General features: G+C 67.4%; 13 protein-coding genes and 1 pseudogene. 6 read left to right on the top strand and 8 right to left on the bottom strand.

Features of this window, described 5'->3' with window-relative positions; all coding sequences use genetic code 11:
• The first annotated feature begins 130 nt into the window (after positions 1-130).
• The 4 genes and pseudogenes from ACQ86G_RS24030 to ACQ86G_RS24015 all read left to right on the top strand — a co-directional run bounded on the left by ACQ86G_RS24030 (position 131) and on the right by ACQ86G_RS24015 (position 6,130).
• Positions 131-2,230 (top strand): PAS domain-containing hybrid sensor histidine kinase/response regulator, encoded by a 2,100-nt coding sequence (locus tag ACQ86G_RS24030; RefSeq protein WP_431257658.1) that lies wholly within the window; start codon positions 131-133, stop codon positions 2,228-2,230.
• A gap of 231 nt (positions 2,231-2,461) precedes the next feature.
• Positions 2,462-2,821: pseudogene (locus ACQ86G_RS24025) on the top strand (ATPase domain-containing protein); the annotation flags it as partial.
• A 185-nt stretch (positions 2,822-3,006) separates the two neighbouring features.
• Positions 3,007-4,140 carry an ATPase domain-containing protein gene (locus ACQ86G_RS24020; protein ID WP_431257657.1) on the top strand — a complete coding sequence of 378 codons (1,134 nt, stop codon included), beginning with the start codon at positions 3,007-3,009 and terminating at the stop codon, positions 4,138-4,140.
• Positions 4,124-6,130 (top strand): ATP-binding protein, encoded by a 2,007-nt coding sequence (locus tag ACQ86G_RS24015; RefSeq protein ID WP_431257656.1) that lies wholly within the window; start codon positions 4,124-4,126, stop codon positions 6,128-6,130. Before ACQ86G_RS24020 ends, ACQ86G_RS24015 begins: the two co-directional genes overlap by 17 nt.
• 111 nt (positions 6,131-6,241) lie before the next feature.
• On the opposite strand, the gene ACQ86G_RS24010 is transcribed toward ACQ86G_RS24015, so the two are convergent.
• Both ACQ86G_RS24010 and ACQ86G_RS24005 read right to left on the bottom strand, forming a co-directional pair.
• Positions 6,242-6,466 (bottom strand): hypothetical protein, encoded by a 225-nt coding sequence (locus ACQ86G_RS24010; RefSeq protein ID WP_431257655.1) that lies wholly within the window; start codon positions 6,464-6,466, stop codon positions 6,242-6,244.
• 364 nt (positions 6,467-6,830) lie between these two features.
• Positions 6,831-8,951, bottom strand: coding sequence for a prolyl oligopeptidase family serine peptidase (locus tag ACQ86G_RS24005; RefSeq protein WP_431257654.1), 2,121 nt, complete (start codon positions 8,949-8,951; stop codon positions 6,831-6,833).
• A gap of 83 nt (positions 8,952-9,034) precedes the next feature.
• Here ACQ86G_RS24005 and ACQ86G_RS24000 point away from each other — a divergent pair, with 83 nt between their 5' ends.
• Positions 9,035-9,301 carry a hypothetical protein gene (locus tag ACQ86G_RS24000; RefSeq protein ID WP_431257653.1) on the top strand — a complete coding sequence of 89 codons (267 nt, stop codon included), beginning with the start codon at positions 9,035-9,037 and terminating at the stop codon, positions 9,299-9,301.
• A 1,210-nt stretch (positions 9,302-10,511) separates the two neighbouring features.
• Here the strand turns inward: ACQ86G_RS24000 and ACQ86G_RS23995 are convergent.
• The 6 genes from ACQ86G_RS23995 to ACQ86G_RS23970 all read right to left on the bottom strand — a co-directional run bounded on the left by ACQ86G_RS23995 (position 10,512) and on the right by ACQ86G_RS23970 (position 17,202).
• Positions 10,512-10,790: a hypothetical protein gene (locus ACQ86G_RS23995; RefSeq protein WP_431257652.1), complete on the bottom strand. Its 279-nt coding sequence runs from the start codon at positions 10,788-10,790 to the stop codon at positions 10,512-10,514.
• A 195-nt stretch (positions 10,791-10,985) separates the two neighbouring features.
• Complete coding sequence (locus ACQ86G_RS23990) at positions 10,986-11,633, bottom strand: DUF4400 domain-containing protein (RefSeq protein ID WP_431257651.1); 648 nt, start codon at positions 11,631-11,633, stop codon at positions 10,986-10,988.
• A gap of 223 nt (positions 11,634-11,856) precedes the next feature.
• The gene (gene traD, locus ACQ86G_RS23985; RefSeq protein WP_431257650.1) at positions 11,857-13,755 is read right to left on the bottom strand and encodes a conjugative transfer system coupling protein TraD; all 1,899 of its coding nucleotides are present in this window, start codon (positions 13,753-13,755) and stop codon (positions 11,857-11,859) included.
• Between the two features lies 1 nt (position 13,756).
• Entirely contained in the window at positions 13,757-15,880 is a 2,124-nt protein-coding gene (gene mobH, locus ACQ86G_RS23980; RefSeq protein ID WP_431257649.1) for a MobH family relaxase, read from the bottom strand.
• 309 nt (positions 15,881-16,189) lie between these two features.
• A complete protein-coding gene (locus ACQ86G_RS23975; RefSeq protein WP_431257648.1) occupies positions 16,190-16,810 on the bottom strand; it encodes a FlhC family transcriptional regulator in 621 nt (206 codons plus the stop codon).
• On the bottom strand, positions 16,705-17,202 hold the full coding sequence (locus ACQ86G_RS23970; RefSeq protein WP_431257647.1) for a hypothetical protein: 498 nt from the start codon (positions 17,200-17,202) through the stop codon (positions 16,705-16,707). Before ACQ86G_RS23970 ends, ACQ86G_RS23975 begins: the two co-directional genes overlap by 106 nt.
• A gap of 320 nt (positions 17,203-17,522) precedes the next feature.
• On the opposite strand from ACQ86G_RS23970, the gene ACQ86G_RS23965 reads away from it, so the two are divergent.
• The gene (locus ACQ86G_RS23965; RefSeq protein WP_431257646.1) at positions 17,523-18,536 is read left to right on the top strand and encodes a S24 family peptidase; all 1,014 of its coding nucleotides are present in this window, start codon (positions 17,523-17,525) and stop codon (positions 18,534-18,536) included.
• Positions 18,537-18,589: the final 53 nt, after the last annotated feature.

Genomic DNA, 18,589 nt, shown 5'->3' with positions numbered 1-18,589 from the left:
TATGCTATCTCGGCGATAAAGGATGCGTCAGGGGCGGGGCGGGCGCACGGCCGCCGTCCCGCCGCCTACCGATCCGGGGCGGATCAGCCCCGCACGACAGCAGAGGGGTTCGATGGAACAATCGCCCGCAATGGACGCAGCCGATCCCCAGTGGTACCAGCAGCTCTTCGAGGCCAACCCGGTGCCGATGTGGATCTACGATCTGCAAACCCTCGCGTTTCTGGACGTCAACGAGGTCGCTTGCAAGAAATACGGTTACTCGCGGGATGAATTTCTGGCGATGACCATCCGCGACATCCGTCCGCCGGAAGACATCGGCGCCGTGGAGCAGTCCGTTCGGCTGACGCCGGCCCAGGTCTTCAGCAGCGGTGTGTGGCGTCATCGGCTACGCGATGGGCGGTTAATCTTCGTCGAGATCACGTCGCATGAGCTGATGTACCGCGGACGGGCGGCTCGCTTCGTTGCTCCGCTGGATGTGACATCGCGCGTTCAGGCCGAGGCCGCGTTGCGTGAGCGCGAAGCTGCGCTGGCGCACGCCCAGAAACTGGCCCGGCTAGCCCACGTCGTGGCACTCCCTGACGGCACCTTCCAAAGTTGGTCCGACACCCTCCCGGTGTTGGCCGGCTGTTCCACAGACAGCTTGCCGCTCAGCCATGACGCGTGGATCGCCCGCCTGGTGCACGAGAAGGACCAAGGCGAGGTGCGCCGAGCCATCACACAGGCGCTGAGCAGCGGGACAAAGACAGAGATCGAATATCGCCTGGTCCAACCGGCCGGTGCGGTGGTGTACGTGGCCCACGTGCTGGAGCCGATCGCCCAAGACGCTGCGGTGGGCGGCTCTTTGTGGTTCAGCACGTTGAAGGACGTGACGGTGCACAAGACTGCGGAGGCCTCGGTGCGCAGTGTCAATGAAGCCTTGGAGCAGCGCGTGGCCCTGCGCACGCGGCAGCTGGAGATGAGCAACCTGGAGCTCGCGGCTGCGGTGAAGGCGGCGCAGCGGGCCAATGAGGCCAAGAGTGAATTTCTGACTCGCATGAGTCACGAGCTGCGAACGCCACTGAATGCGGTCATCGGCTTCGCCCAGCTGCTCGCTCAGCCAGGTCACCAGTTCCCAGCGGAGCGCCAGGCCGCGTTCAACGGGCACATCCTGCAAGCCGGCCAACACTTGCTGACGCTGGTGGGCGAGTTGATGAACCTGGCTCGGATAGAGGCCGGGAAGATTGAACTGCACCTGGAACCGCTGGCGCTGGACCGGTTGCTTGCAGAGTGCGCCGCGATCATCGAGCCGCTGGCCAGCGCCCGTTCGCTGAAGAGCCGCTTCTCACCAGCGCCCGACGGGTTGACCGTCGTCGCGGACCCCACGCGGCTCAAACAGGTCATGCTCAATCTGCTGTCCAACGCGGTCAAGTACAACCGGGCGCAGGGCGAGCTGGCGCTCACCGTGAGGCAGACGGACAGTGGCCACGTGCGGATCGAGGTGGTCGACGGCGGCGCGGGGCTGTCCGCGGAGCAACTCGAACACCTGTTCGAGGCCTTCAACCGGCTGGGTCGCTCCCAGCATGGTGAAGGCGGCACGGAGGGCACCGGTCTGGGGCTTGTCGTGACCAAACATCTGGTGGAACTCATGGGCGGGCGCATGGGCGTGTCGAGCACTCCTGGCGTGGGCAGCTGCTTCTGGGTTGAACTGGTGGCCGCCGGTCCAGGCCAAGCGTGGGCGCAGGAAGTCGGGGTGGAGGTGGAGGGGGAGGTGGGGGCGGAGGTGGAGGTGGAACGGGCGACGGGGCACCAATCACCCTCGACCGATCGGCCCCGTCACACGGTGCTGCTTGTCGAGGACGATCTCCGGAGTCAGGAACTCGTGAGGGCTCAGCTGTCCCATCGCCGTGACCTGCACCTGATCACGGCCACCAACGGCCGCGAAGGGGTGGCCCTCGCCATTGCGCATCAACCCTCGGTCATTCTCATGGACAACCACATGCCGGAGCTGACGGGACGGCAGGCGTTCGAGTTGCTCGCACAGGCACCGCGGACTGCCGCCATCCCGGTGATCGCCATCAGCGCGGGAGGCGACACTGGCCTTGTCGACCAACCGCCGCTGCCTTGGTTCCGACGCGTGGCCAAGCCGTTTCACGAGGGCGAGCTCGCGCACGCTATTGATGCCGCGATCGATGCTGCGATCGATGCCGCTGTGGGTGGGGGCAGCGACGCAGCGATCGGTGGGGACCACTGATGCTCATGGGTTGGCGTGGTGCGACGGCCCCGTCAGCGGAAAACCCCCGGTGCCGCTCTGCAGCTCGCCGAGCAGGCGCCTCAGGGCCTCCAACCGGCCGACAATGATCCTGCTGAGGGCTTCCGGCCCGTTCGTGGGGAGTTTCCAGAGCGGCTCGATGCCGCACAACGTCCGCAGCATGGTGGCTGGAACGCCTAGCGGCTGCCGCGAAGCGTCGCCGGTCTGCCCGAGATGCGCGGGCCGCGTGGGCCTCTCGAAGACGGCTTAGTCGCCGAGCTGGGAGCGCTCGGCGTGGGGCGGTCAGTGACCCGTGTGCTTTTCCAGTCGAGCTTCCACCGTTCTCGGCCGAGAGGGCGGGTTATCCTGCGCTGGAGTGGCACACCTACAGGCACGCGCATGAGCACAGAAGTCGTGACTTCGAAACGGGTCGAGAGCGGAATTCCAGGACTGGACGCGGTCCTGCGAGGGGGCTTGCCGGCCTCGCGCTTTTATCTGCTCGAAGGGCCGCCGGGTACGGGCAAGACGACCGTCTCCCTGCAGTTCCTGCGACACGCCGCGACGCTCGGCGAGAAGGTGCTGTACGTCACGCTGTCCGAGACCGCGGAGGAGCTGTCCGATGTGGCGGCGTCGCACGGCTGGGAACTGGACGGCATCAGCCTTTTCGAGTTCTCCGAGGTCGACACCGTTTTTCGCCCGACCACCAGCAAACGCTGCTGCATCCCTGGGAACTCGAGCTCGGCGAGACCATCAAGCGCATCACGGACCGCATCGATGACTTGCAGCCGACCCGCGTGGTGTTCGACAGTCTGTCGGAGCTGCGGCTGCTGGCGCAGGACTCCCTTCGCTATCGGCGCCAGGTGCTGGCGCTCAAGCAGTACTTCGCAACGCGGCAGGTCACCGTGCTGCTCACTGACGACCTGACCGGCAACGAGGGTCAAAGCGACGCCCTTTTGCATAGCCTGTGCCACGGGGTGATCTCGCTGGAGCGGCTGACGCTGGATTTCGGTGGCGCGCGGCGCCGCCTGCAGGTGCGCAAGCTTCGCGGGGTGGACTACGTGGCCGGGTTCCACGATTTCGTGGTGCTCACGGGCGGCGCTCAAGTGTTTCCCAGGCTGATCGCGTCGGACCACGCCCAGCTCTTCACGGGTGAGGCGGTGAGCAGCGGCCTCCAGGAGCTGGACGCGATGATGGACGGCGGACCGCTGCGCGGGACCTCCACGCTCTTCATGGGGCCTGCCGGCAGTGGCAAGACCAACCTCGCGCTGCAGTTCGTCCACGCCGCGTGCGAACGCGGCGAGCCCGTGGCGATGTACGAATTCGACGAACGCATCGGCACCCTGCTGCGACGGGCCGAACTGCTCGGACTGCCGCTTCGCCGCCACATCGATGCGGGTCTGCTGGAACTTCATCAGGTCGACCCCGCGCAGATCTCACCCGGACAGTTCGACGCCATGGTGGTGGCGCAGGTGGAACGGCGCCGCGCCCGCATGATCGTCGTCGACAGCCTCACCGGGTACATGGCGGCGATGCCCCAGGAGCAGCAGCTCATTCTTCAGCTGCATGAACTGCTCGCGTACCTGAACCAGCAAGGGGTGACCACGTTGCTGCTCAACGCGCAACAAAGCTTGGTCGGCACCATGTCCACCTCCAACCTCAACGTGAGCTACGTGGCCGATGCCGTGTTGCTGCTGCGATTCTTCGAGCATCGCGGTCGGATCCGCAAAGCGCTCTCCATCATCAAGAACCGCGGTGGCGCGCATGAGGAATCGATCCGCGAGCTGCGCATCGACAAGCAGGGGATACGGATCGGCGAGGTCCTCGACGCGTTCCATGGCGTGCTCACAGGCGTGCCCACCTTCGAAGGGCAGGCCGAGCAGCTGATGGAGGATCGTGGTGACTTCGCCCCCTGACGGTTTGCCCCTTGTCAGCGGCGCCCGTGGCGCCCCGGCCGGGCAGGCAGTCGATGACGCCGGGCGCCTTGATGCAAGGGACGCCCGGGTCGCCGACCACGCCGACCAAGCTTTTCAAGCCGGCCAAGCCGATCACGGCGATCACGCCGATCACGCCGATCAGGCCGACGACGCCGACGACGCCGTCGGAGTCGCCCCACACCGCGAGCACGTTCAACGCGGCTTCCCCGCCCGGCCAATGCGCGTGGCGATACTGGCGCCAACTGGAGCGGACACGCGCAACGCCGTGATGCTGCTGGCGGAGGCTGGCTTGCAGACGGTGGTGATGGGCTCGGTTGGTGAGTTGGCGGAGCGGGTGGCTGAGCGGGTGGCTGAGCGGGTGGCGGACGGGCTGTCGGAGGCGCCGGCGCGTGAGCAGGCGCGCCACGCCGATCAGGGCCCCCTGGGCGCTGTGCTCATCACGACCGAGGCCTTGGCGCACCCGGCGCTCGCTGCGCTGCGCGCGGCACTGGCGGCTCAGCCCATCTGGTCCGATCTTCCCCTGGTGTTGCTGATGCCGCAGCGCTCGGCTGCGCTGCGCCAGAGCGTGCTGCCCGAACTCGTGGCGGAGCTGGGCGGCAATACCCTCGTGCTGGAGCGCCCACTGAGCCGTGCGTCGCTCGTCAGCGCCGTGCATTCTGCTCTGCGGGCGCGCGAGCGTCAGTTCCAGTTGCGCGACCGCATGGACGAGCTGGCGACGGCGCGCGAAACCATCGCGCAGGCTGCGAACTCGCTGGAGACGCTTGTCCATCTGCGCACCGCGGAGCGCGACGAGATCCAAGACCGGCTGCGCCAGAGTCAGAAGATGGAGGCACTGGGGCAACTGGTCGGGGGGATCGCGCACGACTTCAACAACATGCTGCAGGGGATCAGCGGCTCGTTGGACGTGCTGAACAAACGCGTCGCGACCGGCAGCACCGAAGGCATGCAGCGCGCCATCGACAGCGGCCGACGATCCGCGGATCGGGCTGCGGCGCTGGTGCAGCGGCTCTTGGCTTTCGCCCGGCGCCAGCCATTGAAAACTTCGGCGGTGCCGTTGAACCAGTTGGTGACGTCGATGCGGGACCTCCTGCGGCAGTCCCTGGGAGACACGATCGTGCTGGCGCTGGATCTCGACCCGACCACGCCGCGGGCCAGTTGCGATCCCAATCAACTGGAGAACGCGATCCTCAACCTGGTGATCAATGCGCGTGACGCGATGCCCCAGGGCGGCACGGTGACCGTGCGGACCTCCACCGTCGATGCGCTGGTGGACACCACCTCCGGCGCACCCCTGGACATGGGGGAAGCGTCGGCGGCACGGTCGCGCGACGGCGGGTATTCAATCGTGGAGGTGGAGGACACCGGCACGGGGATGCCCGCGGAGGTCCGCATGCGGGCGTTCGACCCCTTCTTCACCACCAAGCCAATGGGAAAAGGGACGGGCCTGGGCTTGTCCATGATCTACGGGTTCGCCAAGCAGTCGGGCGGCGCCTGCGACATCCAGTCCGAGCCGGGGCGGGGCACCCGCGTGCGTCTGATCCTGCCCGCGGCGCCAAGCAGCGACGGCGAACGCGAGGTGGTCCCTGCTGCCGCATCGCGCCCATCGCCGCGGCGCGGCAGGCTTCTCGTGGTGGAGGATGACGACGTCGTCCGCGGTCTGGTCGTCGAGGCGCTGCAGGACCTGGGCTTCGAGGTGCATCAGGCGGCGGACGGCGCGGTGGCCATGCGCATGCTCGACGGGCCGTTGGATTTGCTGGTGACCGACATCGGCCTGCCGGGAGCGAGCGGGGTGGAGGTGGCCGAGTCGGCGAGACGCAATCATCCGCAGATGCCCGTGCTGTTCATGACGGGATACAACCGGGAGGGCGCTGGAACAGCCCCCGTGCTCGGCGCAGGCATGTCGCTCATTAGCAAGCCCTTTGACATGGCCGTGCTTGCGGCGCGCGTGAGCGAGATGGTCAGCCAGTGAGTCCCTCTGGCGGCACGTGCTGCCAGTGAGTCCGCCCGGGCAGCACGTGCCGCCGAACCGCTGCTGGGGACCGTTTCGAGGCGCGTCAGGTTGGATGGAGGACGCGCCGCTTCACGACCACCATTGCTGGGGGCTTGAGCCGCTGCAGGGTGCCTGCTCGGGATGCTCGCCACGGATCGGGTCGAATGCGCCAGGACAGGGACCGCGTTGCGCGCCGTCGTTGGGCGCCGCGGTGGATGCGGTGTCGTGGTCGCGAACGGCAACAACGGCGTCGGCAGCTGCCGATGTCGATGTCGATGTCGGGACGGTGGCGGTGGCGGTGGCGGTGGCGGTCATGGAAACTCCTGGTGGGGACGATGGAGCGCTGCGCGCTCGTGGAACGGGTCCGGACCGGCAAGCCCGTGGCGGCTTCGCAGCGTGAAGCTTCGCAGTCATGGGTCTAAGACGACCAGCCACCAGCCAGCATCGCCTCGGCGTGCCAGGCGCTGAACGGCCGCGTGGAGAGCCGTACGGCCATGTCTTGATTGGCAAGTGCGATACCTGTGGCAGTACGTCAGCGTCATCGCCGGTGCCGGGTCGCTGCACCTCTGGACCCGTCGTGCCGTCGCGCGGCACCGACCTGCCGACTCCTGCAGATGCGCAGTCCATGCCACGCCCGCAGGGATCGAGGCACTCGTCGCTGCACCGTCGGGCTCACTCCTCAGGGGCGATGCCGGCTCGCAAGCGGCGCGTCTGCCGGATCGGATCCAGTAGGCTGCACCGGCAGCGGCTCCTCGACCCAGCGCGTGAGCCAGGCGACGATGCGCCCATGCGCGTCGATGCGGTGCGACGGTCTCCCTTGTCTCAGCAGGTGGTGATCTCCCTGCGGGTACAGCACCAGTTCACTCACGGTGCCCGAACGCCGCAGCTTCACGAACATCTCCTCGGACTGGCACTTGGGGCACCGCTCGTCGTCCTTGCCCTGCAAAAACAGCGTGGGCGTGCGGCTGCGGCTGATATGTGCCATGGGCGACAGCTCGATCATCAGCTCGCGGTCCGTCTCAGGCTTGCCCTCCATCGAATAGGGATCGGCGTAGTAGCCGCTGTCGGAGGTGCCGTAATGGGTCTCGAGATTGCCGACGGGGGCGTTGACCAGGGCTGCGCGGAAGTCGCTGCAATTGCCGGTGGCGTAGGCGCTGAAATAGCCCCCATAGGACGACCCCGCGATGGCGACACGCCCGTCCGCGAGCCCCTCGCGTCGGAGCGCGGCGAGGGCCGAGCGATATTGCGGGAGATCAAGCCTGCCCCAGTTGCGCCGCAACCGTTGGCTGAAAGGCCGCCCATAGCTGGCTGATCCCACGGCGTTCAACGCCAGTACCGTCCATCCCTGACTGGCGAGCACCTGCCAGTACGGGTTGCTCGCGTACTTGAGCATCACGTAGCTGGCCGGACCGCCATGCACGTCCATCAGAAGGGGAGCGGGCTCTAAGGGTTCTAAGGGCTCTGAGGGCTGTAACGGCGCGGACGGCTCGGAGCGCGCGACTGACACTGCGGACGAGTCGGACGTGCGGGGCTGCGCGCGTCGGAGCAGCCACCCCTCGATCTCTTCCTCGCCTCCATCGCCATCTGGCACGGTGAAGCGGCGTCGCTCGGTCACCAGCGCCAGCCGTTCGCGCCACCAGGCGTTGAAATCGGTCAGGCGGCGCTTCGCGCTTCCGTCGAGATCGCAGCGGTGGACCTCGATGGGATGGTCGATCCCCTCTTCGGCGAAAACCATGGCTTCACGGGCCACCATGGCGGATACGTGCCCGGCTGCGGGCTCCACCAACGGCGTGACAGTCCCGTGCTTCATGTCGATGGCCACGATCCGCTGGACGCCGCGCCAGGCCTGGACCGCGCGAAGCAGAGGTCCCCGCGCGTCCCAGAACAGGTCGTTCCCGACCAGTTCCAGATCGTCGTCCCCCACCTGCCGCAGGACCCCACTGGATACTTCCACCTGCCACAGTCTCATGATGGGGTCGCCGCCGTCCCTGGCGCCCATGAGCGCGATGACCTCGCCGTCGGGCGACCAGGCCGGGCAGCAGGCGGTGGCAATGGTGTTGGTCAGCCGGCGGGCGGAGGGAAACGCACGCGGCTTGTCGCCCAGGTCGAGGATCCACAAGTCCTTGCAATGCGAATCGCGTTCGTCTTCCCGGTTGCGGATGATTGCCAGACGTGAGCCGTCTGGCGACCAGCAGCACTGTCCGACGTCGAAATCGCCCCGCGTGAGCGGCGTGGTCGTACCGCTGTCGATGTCGTACAGCACCAGCTGCAAACGGGCGCCCAGGGTGTACCCCGCGCCATCCATCTTGTACGGCAACCGCCAGACCACCTCCGGGGACGTGGGCGGGGCGAGGGGACGCGCCAGATCGATCTTTTGCGCCCCGCTCGCACGTTCATCCGGATCGACATTGACGGCGCATAGCACTGCCAGATGTCGGCCGCCCGGATGCCATGCCATGTCCACGACGGTGGACGCGAAGCGCGTGAGCTGACGGGCTTCACCGCCCTGGTGGTCAATCAGATAGATCTGCGCCGCGCCGCCATGCCTGTCGCTCAAGAAGGCGATCCGCTCGCCCTGGGGCGACCATCGCGGGCGGATATTGCGGCCCGGCGCGAACGTCAGCCGGCTGAGCGGGCGTCCGTCCATGGGCAGGAGCCACAGGTGGGACTGGTAGGCGTCGTCGTCACGCTCAACGGTCTTCAACTCACAAACGGCGATGTCCCCGCCGGGGCGCAAGTCCAGGTGTTCCACCCGCTGTTCCTTGAAGAGATCGTCGGGAGTGAAGGCGGCGCCGGGCATGGAGGGGCTCCAATTGAACAGGGCGGCCCTTCCAGCCGGCCCTTCGGTGAGTCAGTGGCATTCGACGCGCTTGGCGCTTGTTAATGGCCGCCTTGGCGTTGCTGGTCCTGGTGACGTTGCAGTTCCGGGCCCTGCCGATCCTGTCCCGGCTGACGCTGCTGGTCTTGCTGACCTTGATGGCGCAGCTGTTGGCTTGGCCAATTCTGTTGACCCTGCTGCGCCTGCTGCACCTGTGGACGCTGTGGATGCTGTTGATGCTGTGTACGCTGCTGTTCCTGGAACTGCCGGCCCTGTTGACCTTGCTGGTTCTGACTTTGATTGGCTTGCTGCGTCATGGTGTTGTCTCCTGAACGGACTGCAGTGGCACGTGCCCACCCCTCGCTCATTGCAATCACCGTGCCCTGCGACGCTCGCGCGCGTGGGAAGCAAACCCGCGCTACGAACGGGGCCTGGCCAGGCGTAGAGGACGCCAGCAGAACATCGATGGCGCGCTGTCGAACTCAAGGTGAGAAACCCGTCGGCAACTGCCGCACGGCTTGCTTTTCAAGGTAGAAATTGCTTCATCGCGTAACGGACGAGTTCTACGCGGCGTCCCATGAACTGCGGAGGGCGCGCTTGGCATCTGGCCGCCGGGTCGCGTTCGTGACCAGCGAGCAAGTTTGGCCGCGCATCAACACCAGCGCCGAGGGCGCTGTTGGCCCGCTAGTGCTGCGCTCGCCGCCGGAAGCTGGCTAGGTTGCGCGGACCATGGGCGATATCGCGCGGCTTGAAGATCACCTTGTCCTTGCGCGGGGGCCCGCGCGGCGTCCGAGGTCGGCGCCCAAGGTCGGCATCCAATGCCCGATTCCGCATGATGAGCGTGCCCACGCCGCACGCGATCCGTGGGATGCGTCCGAGGCATGACGAACAGACGCCCGCGGCAGTTGCGCGCGGTAAGCCCAGCGCGCTCAGCAGACGACCTTGAGCGACCCGGGTCGCTGGGAATGGTGACGCGGAGCGATCGCGGGAAGCGCGGGGAGCGCGGCGAGGGCGGTGAGCGCGGGAAAGCGGGGAAAGCGGGGACGGGGAGAGGGTGGGCCCGGTCGGGCGTCGCCGATGCCCCCTGCGGCGACTCTCCCGGAGATGCGTCGACCAGCAAAAGAAAACCCCTGGCCCGATGAAGGGCCAGGGGTTGGAAAGGCATCACCCACCTGGGCGGCCTCCTGCCCAGGGGAAAGCAGGGAGAGTCACGTAGACGCAACAGAACTCAAGACGGAGTGTGCCCACGCAGCCGGCGTGGCGGTAGCGGTGAAGAGACCGTCAGATTGACAGGGATCCACCACCGACACGTGGGCGTTCGCCCTTCACCGTTTCGAACAATCCGCGACGACGGCGTTCATGGAGACATGGAGATTGGCAATTTGCTCGACCGCTCCACCGCTCAACCGCTACACCGCACGATCACTCGGCCGAGCCGTTCACTCGCTTTTGACGCGACAAGGGATGCCCAAGGTCCTTGAGTTACCGGCATTAAGCCAACGCCCACGACGCCCTTTGTCCGGCGCAGGGGGCGCTGCTTGGTCAGGCGCTTTTCAAGGCTCGCCGCGTCATTGCGTCGAGGGCGCGCTGCAGTTCGTCGCGCCGTTGAGGCTCCTCGCGCATCGCACGCCTCAGCACCGCTTCAGCTTGCTCCGGACGTCCGTGCTGGCGGAGCACCCGGGCGGCCTGCACGGGGTCGAGACGGTGGAGCTCGATCGGGAAAACGCCGCTTGAGCGACGGAACAATGTCTGGTGAAAGTCCACCTCCATTGACACCAGACCGATCGCCGTGAAGGCGCCGAACCCGACACGCTCCGCCACTGTCAGCGTTGAGGCGAAGACCAGCCACAGCAGGGGTGCGCAGGAGCCCGATCGCCATCGGCAACCCGAGCAGCAGATGCCAGCGGCGGCGCGCTCGAGGGATGGCCAGCAGAACGCCAGCCAACATCACCGCCGCGCCCGCGACTTGCGTGCGCGCCCGACGTAGTGGCGGCCGACCTGACCCCCGGTGCCGCCTCAGAACGGGCGACGGTGGAAGTGCGAAACCGCCCGCGCCACGAGCGCTGCGATTGCGGTAGGCACGACCGCCCACATGAACGGCGGAAGGTTGCCGGGCCAGACCATCGCCACGACGCTGGCGCACAGCACGAGGATGGCCAAGCTGGCGAACAGAGCGAAGCGCTCCGGGTCGTGATGTCGGAACTCCTTGGCCTTGCGGGAACGCTCCAGCAATGCGTCCAGAACCAGGGCGAGCGCCACCACCCACGTCCGCGGCCACCATTCCAGCAGGGCCGCGAACCTGTACTGCGCCAACACGAGCAAGGCGTCGATCGAGCGGAAGTAGGGGTTGTCGAAGAGGCGCGCGTTGACGCGCGCCATCTCCCGCGCCACGGCGGGAGCCACGGCGGGAGCCACGGCGGACGCGGCGGCCGGCGCCGGTGCGTCGGCGATGGAGGGCACGGGGGAGTGGACGCGGGCATGGCCCTGCAGGGTCAACGCCCTGTCCAGGATGCGGTCCGCGATCGCGATACCCCACAACGCCGCGTTGCCATCATGCTCCAGGCGCAACCGCTCAAGGAAGTGCTGCGGTGGGCGGGACGAGGGCAGGTACAGCACCAGAAGCAGTACGGTGACGAGGCAGGTGACGGTGACAGCGCGGATCATGGGGCGGGCGTGGGTGATCGTCGGAAGGCTTTCGACGGGGGCGGTGGTCGGGCGCGTACACGGGCGCGTACACGGGCGCGTACACGGGCACGTACACGGGCACGTACACGGGCACGTACACGGGCGCTACATGGGCGCTACTTCGGTGCTACTCGGGCGCTGGTCGGGCGCTGGTCGGGCGTTGGTCGGGCGCTGCTCTGTGTGTGCCGCGCCGCGAGCGATATCACGGCTTGGGCGCATGGCTCCCCTCGAGGTCCGGGTCGATGATCTGGAATCTGCCCTTGATCCTGCGGCCTCCCGAGATGGAGGCGAAGTAGTGCAGGTTGGGCAGCTTGCCCAGGATGTCGGCGGGCACCGCTTCTTCGAAGCTCTCGGCGAGTTGCGTGGAGTACGTCGACGAGAAGTCGCCCAGGTGCACGTCGGCGCCATGACTCATGCCCACGCGCACTGAATGGATGGCCGTGCGGCCGAAGGTCTCGACGACGAACTCCTGCGTCGGGCCATCCTTGGTTCGCAGCGCTATGAGGTTGTTCAGGTTGCCCAGCACCATGCGCGCGGCGTCCTGGCTGCCCAGGCGGCGCGCGAGATCGGCCAGCGTCTGCATCGCGCAGGTCGTGTGGATGCCGCCCTCGGCCCCCTTATTGAGGATCTCGATGAGGGGCAGGTTGATGACGTTGGAGACTTCGTCGACGAACAGCGCGATGCGCCGGTGGGCGCCGAGGTTGTAGCGCATGCCCGCGCGCGCCGCCAGGTCCGCCAGCGCCAGGGCGCCGATGGCGGAGGCGACCGACGGGTCGGGCAGGGCGTCCACGCACAGGTAAAGCACGTGCCCGGCCTGCTCGATCTTCTCCAGGTTCATGATGGGGCGCGTGTCCGCGGCGTCGAACGGGTCGGGCGAGAGCGTGCGCCCCAGGTCCCCCGAGGTGAGCATGGACAGCACCGGGAGCAGGTTCGCGGTGATCTTCTGGTAGTGCTCGCGGTCGTGGCGAAAGGTGCGCACCTGCGCGTCGATGGTCTTGGTGCGCTGGGCCTCGGGCACGTGCAGTTCGTAGTAGGACACGAGCGCCATCAGCTCCGCGGTCGTGGCCTCGGACGGCCGGCGCTGGCCGGTGCGCTGAGGCTCCTGCAACAGTCGACGCATGTCGGGGGTCTCACGCCAGCCTGGGCCCAGCTGCGTGGCGTAGTGCCGGCGAAGGGTGGCCAGCAGGATGGGTTCGATGCCTCCTTCGATGTAGCGGGTGAGCCGCAGCAGGTTGGGCCGCTCCTCCAGTTCCACGAGGCCTTGCACGACGACGTTGACGGCGTCCCAGCCGAAGGCGCTGAACGCGCCAGCCGTGTCGGGCGGCATGATGGCCTGGATCCGCGAGGACACTTCGGTGGGTTTTTGCCAGTTGAAGGTGAAGTCCAGCCGCACGCCTTTTTCCGGGAAGGCGGGATGGAACTCCAGGAAGGTGTCGGGATCGCGGTAACGCTCGCATGCCCACTGGACGACACGACGCAGCCGGTGGCTGTTCTTGGGATCGATCACGATGACGACGTCGCCTCGGCGAACCGCCTGGGTGATGAGCGTGGCGAGCGCGACACCCTTGCCGGACTGGGTCGTGCCGACGAGCAGCGTGCCGCCTTCGAAGTTCTGCAAGGGGCGGGACACGGCCGCTTCCTGCGGTTCGACGCCGTGGATGTAGGGCAGGCCGATCTCCGCGTCGGGTTGCGGGTCGGCACGGTATCCGAGGAGGGTGAGCAGCACCGGCGACACCAGATGGTCCCGGTAGTCGATCTTGGCGAGCTCGTACAGGCGCTGGGAATGGACGGGCTGCCACTCAAACCCCTGGCCCAGATAGACGCTCTTGAGGTCACCGGTGACCCGCTCCACCTCGCGAGGGCCGATCACCTGCATGGCGCGCCCGGTCAGGGACGCCCGCACGACCAGGATGCGCAGCGCCTGCGTGCCCCTGAGCCACGCGGCGCACAGGCAGCCCAGACCCATCGGAGCGGCCAGGAGGCCGGGGAGTCGCCCGGAGGCGGTCTGGATGAGGATGAGCACGAACGCAAGCGTCCACACCAGGGCGGCATAGCTTTCATAGGCGCGCCGCCAGGGCATCTCGTAGCGACGCGCCAGCATGTCAGTCCGCCTCGTTCGGGTTGGCGTTCCAGAGCCGGCCGTACGAGGCGTTTGACATGTCCGACACCGCTGTCACGTCCACGGCGTCCGAACGCTCGGCCTCCTCCATCGCATTGACGCCGTCGATCTGGTTGCTCTGGGTGTTTGGGGCGGTGAGATGTCCGGTTCGAACGTCCTGGGCGACCTGGGCGACATGGGTGACCTGGACAATCTGGGTCACCTCGTCATTCCTGTCGTCCAAGCCGGCATCCACTGTATGGCCGGTCCGATTGGTCGACTCCTCGCCGCCTCGAGCGTGCGGCAGGCCGTCGAGGAATGACCGGGCGATCACGAGCCCGCGTAGCTCTTGATCGCCAACGCGCAGGAGCACCGTGGGGCCAGGGGACGCCTGGCCCGCATGGAGCATGCCCGCATCGCCCAGTGCGCGCAGGGCGACGGGGGCCGGGACACCGCGCGCAGCCAGCGCGTCCAACGCGATGAACAGACCCGTGTCGACGACTTGGACCGTCCCCTCCGTCCCATCCATTCGGTCCGTTCGGTCCGTTCGGTCCGTTCGGTCCGTTTCATCCGTTCCGTGCGCAAGCCGTGAGCTCAGCGCGGCGAGCAGGGAGTCAACGACCTCGCGGACGGCCGGGGCCAGGCGCATCGGCGCTCTCAGCACAAGTTCCTTCGCGATGGGCCGTGGAGAAGGCGCTTGCAACGGCGACCGGGCCGGGGCCGGAGTCGGCGGCGAAGGAAACACCGCAACAGGAGGAGACCGCGGGTGGCTTGCGGCCGCGCCGACGCTCTGAGATTCCCGGCCCAGCGTGAGCGGGAGTTCCAGTTGCGATGGGGGATGGGACGGCGGATAGGACGGGGGAAGGGACGGGGGAAGGGACGGTGGAAGGGACGGGGGAGGGAACGACGTTTGGAGCGGGGAATTTGATGATGCGGTCGATGGCGAGTCCAGCGGCGAGTCCAGCGGCGAGTCGAGGGGTGCGCCGGGCTGGAGCGGAGTGCCAGCGCGCGCCGCAGCGGCGTCAGGCTGGGCGACACGAGCGGTGACGACCATTTGAACGCAGAGGGCTGTCGGCAATCTGCTCGGCCTGGGAGCGAGCCCGTCAAGCAGCAGCTCCGCCGCGCTGAACTTCAGTGCGTCCACGGCAGCCTTCGATGTCGGCGGATTGATCGTCCACAGGCCCCCGCCATCGCTGCGCGCTTGCAGCACCCCGGCGCGCATGAGGATCTCCTGCATCGTCTCGGCCGATCGAGGCATGCCGACCAACTGGTCCGCCTCAAGCAGTTTGCGCACGTCCGCGGCGGCCTGGGGCCAGACGATGAAGAGCCCGTCGGCGCCGAACCAGACTCGGGAACGCTCCGCATTGGGCTGCCAGGCCGGGTCCGTGGCGATCAGGCGTCGCAGCGCGGCGATCAGGTAGCGCTCGAGATGGTCGCCGAGGCGCGGTTGTCCGTCGCGCTCTGCGCTGGTTTGCAGGAAGCGGTCGATCACGAGCGCGGCCGAGCGGCGCACCAGCTGATCCAGGATGTTGTTGTCGTGAGGGAGCGTCGACGACAGGCTCGCCATCAGATGCGGCACGATGACCGAGTTGCCCTCGGCCAGATGCTGCAGCGTCGCCGCAGGCACGATGTGGGGCAGGACGAACAGCGACAACACGGGATTCGCGGGCGCATCCGGGCGCCACTTCAACAGGTAGCGGGCCATCTCGCCGCGTTGCATCCACGGCAGCAGGCCCAGCATGTAGGCCGGCCACTCGCGACCTCGCTCGTCCGTCACGGTCACGCGGCCGACGGTGCGGTGGATCTCCCCGCACAGTCCGCCAATGAAGGTCGCGAGTCGCCACCGGGGCTCCAGGTGCCGCCGTGTCGTGATGGTGGACCGACCGGAGAAGATGTGCGCATCCGTTCCCTGCAACGCGAAGAACGCGGTCTCCAAGCCCAGCTGTAGCAATCCGCCGGGCATGTCGAAATAGTTATTGGGAGTGGCGGGCAGCAGGTGCACGAATGCCGCGTAGCGCCGCACGAGCGTCAGGACGTCCCGCTCGAAGGTCGCTCGATCGGCGCCAAAGCACATCTTGATGCGCCGGATCAGGTCGACATGCGGTTCCAGGAGCGCTTCGAGGCCCACCGCGGAGAACGCAGGAGCCGGTCGCGGATAGTCGACGGGTGCCGCGGGGGATGCCGAAGCCGGAGTGAAGTCGGACGTGGAGTTCGATGAGGGGCCGGGCGCCGATCGGGACGCGGCGTCGGACGTGGCGTCTGACGCGGCGTCTGATGCGGCGTTTGACGCGGCGCTTGACGCGGCGCTTGACGCGGAACCGGACGTTGAGTGGGGCATCGCGTCGAGCATAGAAAGGAGGTTCGAGGCCGAAGTGCCATCGCTGCCCATGGGCTGGATCAGCGATGACGTGTGCGCTGCGCTCGTCACGGTCGTGGTTCACGCGGCCTGCTCGTCCAGTCGGGTCCGCAGGATGAGGCTCCACTCCAGACACGACAGATCGGGCAGGGGCGCGCTGGGAAAATGGACCTGCACCCGCGGATCGTGGAAGTAGCGCGCCTTGAGTTTGCAAAAGGGGCAGTCGCTGCCGCTGCGCGAGGCCGCGCCGACGACGGTCAGGTAGCGACTGCTGCACGAGCCGCAGGTGTGCAGGGCCAAACCGGGTTCGGACACCTCCCAGATGCCGTCGAGCTGCCGGGCCAGGTCGAATGCCCGGTCGAAGCTGATCCGCGGATGACTCCGGCACACCGCCAGGTAATGCCGGTAGGCGCCGGGCAGGGCGGGCGCAGCTTGGAAGCCCAGGTCCCGTAGTCGGCGATAACCGCTCACGAAGATCGATGCCTCGCTGCGGTCCAGCAGGGTGCCGCTGTGGTACCACTCCGGCGTATTGGGCGGCCGGCCACGGATGGGAATGCGGCGATCGGCGCGCAGCAGGCAGACGATGGTTCTGGGGCTCAGTCCCGTGAGGATCTCGATCGTGCGCAGCCGCGCGCCCAGTGCCGCGCAGTCGCGGGCCAGTGCCAAATGATCGAGGTGTCGCTCAAACGGGTAGTCCGACATGGCGGTTCCTCACGGGCGTAGGGGCTAACGTTGTCCGAGCGGTGCGATCGCCTGGCCCGCCCGGGCCCCCGGGCATCCGTGAACGCTCCCGCGCCGATCCGCGGCTGAACGGGCATCGGCGGATGCACCGCGACAAGGGGTGCGGCCAACGGCAGTGGACACCGCATCACCGAAAAGAGATCGGCGCGCGGGGTGAAAAGCGCTTGCGGTCCCACGTTGGCCACGACCGCGAGGATCTGCGTGGTGGTCAGGGCGGCCAGGTACCGTGCGTCCTCCTCGCGCAATCCGAACTGCGCGCACGCTGTCATCACGTCGCGCGCCACGCTGTCGCGCATCGCCAGCAGCAGCGTGAGGTTGAACAGTTCGAGATCGGAGAACTGGATGGCAGCCATGGGACGCTTCCTCGGTGTGGCCTCTTGAGGCACAGTGAACCGCCGGAGATAGACCATCAGCCCGTTGAAGCCCTTGGTGTCCACGTGGTTCTCGGCGGCGAACGGCGCGTGACGGAGCTCAAGATGCCGGTGTAGTCTATGCTCTCGAAATCGATAAATCCAAGAGAAGTTGCTCCAGTGCACCCGGTATGCGGCCCGAAGGCAAAGGGTCGCCGGGTGTTTCGGGGTGGCGTCCCTAGCGCAGGGCGGCACGAGTCGCCCACAGTCACTGCCAAGCGCCTCCCTTGGGCGTGAGGTCCACACGAAGGGTGAAGTCGGACATGACGAAGACCGCTCGGCAGCGCAGTCCGGTGTCAAAAAGGACGCGTGCGTCGGAGGCCGCGTCGGTTGTGACGCCGGCCCCCGCCGCGCCAGACGCAGTGGCCGCTCTCCGCGCGTCTGTCGCCGAGGCGTCGACATCGACCTCCTCCTCCTCCTCCTCCTCCTCAGACGCGCTGGCGATGGTGTTGCGAGCGCGCCTGTTGGAGCGGTTGAGCGATGCGAGGGTACCGGCCGGGCATGCGCAGGCGTTGCACCTCGCCGGGATTACCGGGCGGGCGTATCAGACGACTCGCCGCTGGATCGATGACGCGTCGCCAGGGCTTCCCGACCTGACGTCGTTTCGCATGCTGTGCGAGGGCGTCGACGCGGACGCCCAGTGGCTGCTGGGCTTGACGGATGACAAGCGCTCGCTGCGGGAAGCCGTCGGCGCTGCGAGGACGTCCGGCGTCGCACGAGCGGCCGGGGCGCCGACTGTTCCCCGCGACGCCGTCGCCCTCGCTGCTCAGGATCGTGGCTCCACGACTGGCGCTTCGGCCGTTTCGGCCGCTTTGGCCACTACAGGCGCGAGCGGTACCGACGGGGCAGCCGCTGCGGATGCTGCTTCCCGTACGCCTGGCACGCTGCTATCGGAAAACGACGCGTGGCTGGAGGCCGTGTTCAGCAACGTCGGGCGGGAGATGTACGGTTGCCGCGCGCGGCGCATGCGTGGGGACGAGATGGAGCCGGAGATCGCCGACGGCGACACCATCTTCATCGATGCCACCGTCCGCAACTTCGATGGTCATGGCACCTACCTGGTCACCTGCGACGGGCAGGAACTGGTACGGCGCCTCGAGTACACGGTGGGTAAGGGGCTGGTCGTGAGTTGCGCCAACCCGCGTTACGAGCCCGCGGTCTTCCGCGACGCCGAGGAGATCCTCGCGCACGGCCTACGCATCATGGGGCGCATCGAGGGGGTCGTGCAGATCCGCAGGTTCTGGCGACTGCTCCCCGGGCGGGCTTCGGGCGACTGACGGCAGCACACCTCAGTAGCCGAGGTCCGCACCAGGAGCGCACGGGCAATTGG

Origin of the sequence: Roseateles chitinivorans (genome assembly GCF_050632145.1) — a bacterium.
In the GTDB taxonomy this organism is placed as follows: Bacteria; Pseudomonadota; Gammaproteobacteria; order Burkholderiales; family Burkholderiaceae_C; genus Roseateles; species Roseateles chitinivorans_B.
The sequence above is the reverse complement of the archived record's forward strand: the minus strand, read 5'-3'. Positions and strand labels throughout refer to the sequence as shown.

What these genes read in the sequence shown, in the direction of transcription:
- ACQ86G_RS24030 (WP_431257658.1), top strand. Translation starts at nt 131, where the DNA reads ATGGACGCAGCCGATCCCCAGTGGTACCAGCAGCTCTTCGAGGCCAAC.
- ACQ86G_RS24010 (WP_431257655.1), bottom strand. Translation starts at nt 6,466, where the DNA reads ATGACCGCCACCGCCACCGCCACCGCCACCGTCCCGACATCGACATCG.
- ACQ86G_RS24005 (WP_431257654.1), bottom strand. Translation starts at nt 8,951, where the DNA reads ATGCCCGGCGCCGCCTTCACTCCCGACGATCTCTTCAAGGAACAGCGG.
- ACQ86G_RS24000 (WP_431257653.1), top strand. Translation starts at nt 9,035, where the DNA reads ATGGCCGCCTTGGCGTTGCTGGTCCTGGTGACGTTGCAGTTCCGGGCC.
- ACQ86G_RS23990 (WP_431257651.1), bottom strand. Translation starts at nt 11,633, where the DNA reads ATGATCCGCGCTGTCACCGTCACCTGCCTCGTCACCGTACTGCTTCTG.
- traD (WP_431257650.1), bottom strand. Translation starts at nt 13,755, where the DNA reads ATGCTGGCGCGTCGCTACGAGATGCCCTGGCGGCGCGCCTATGAAAGC.
- ACQ86G_RS23975 (WP_431257648.1), bottom strand. Translation starts at nt 16,810, where the DNA reads ATGTCGGACTACCCGTTTGAGCGACACCTCGATCATTTGGCACTGGCC.
- ACQ86G_RS23970 (WP_431257647.1), bottom strand. Translation starts at nt 17,202, where the DNA reads ATGGCTGCCATCCAGTTCTCCGATCTCGAACTGTTCAACCTCACGCTG.
- ACQ86G_RS23965 (WP_431257646.1), top strand. Translation starts at nt 17,523, where the DNA reads ATGACGAAGACCGCTCGGCAGCGCAGTCCGGTGTCAAAAAGGACGCGT.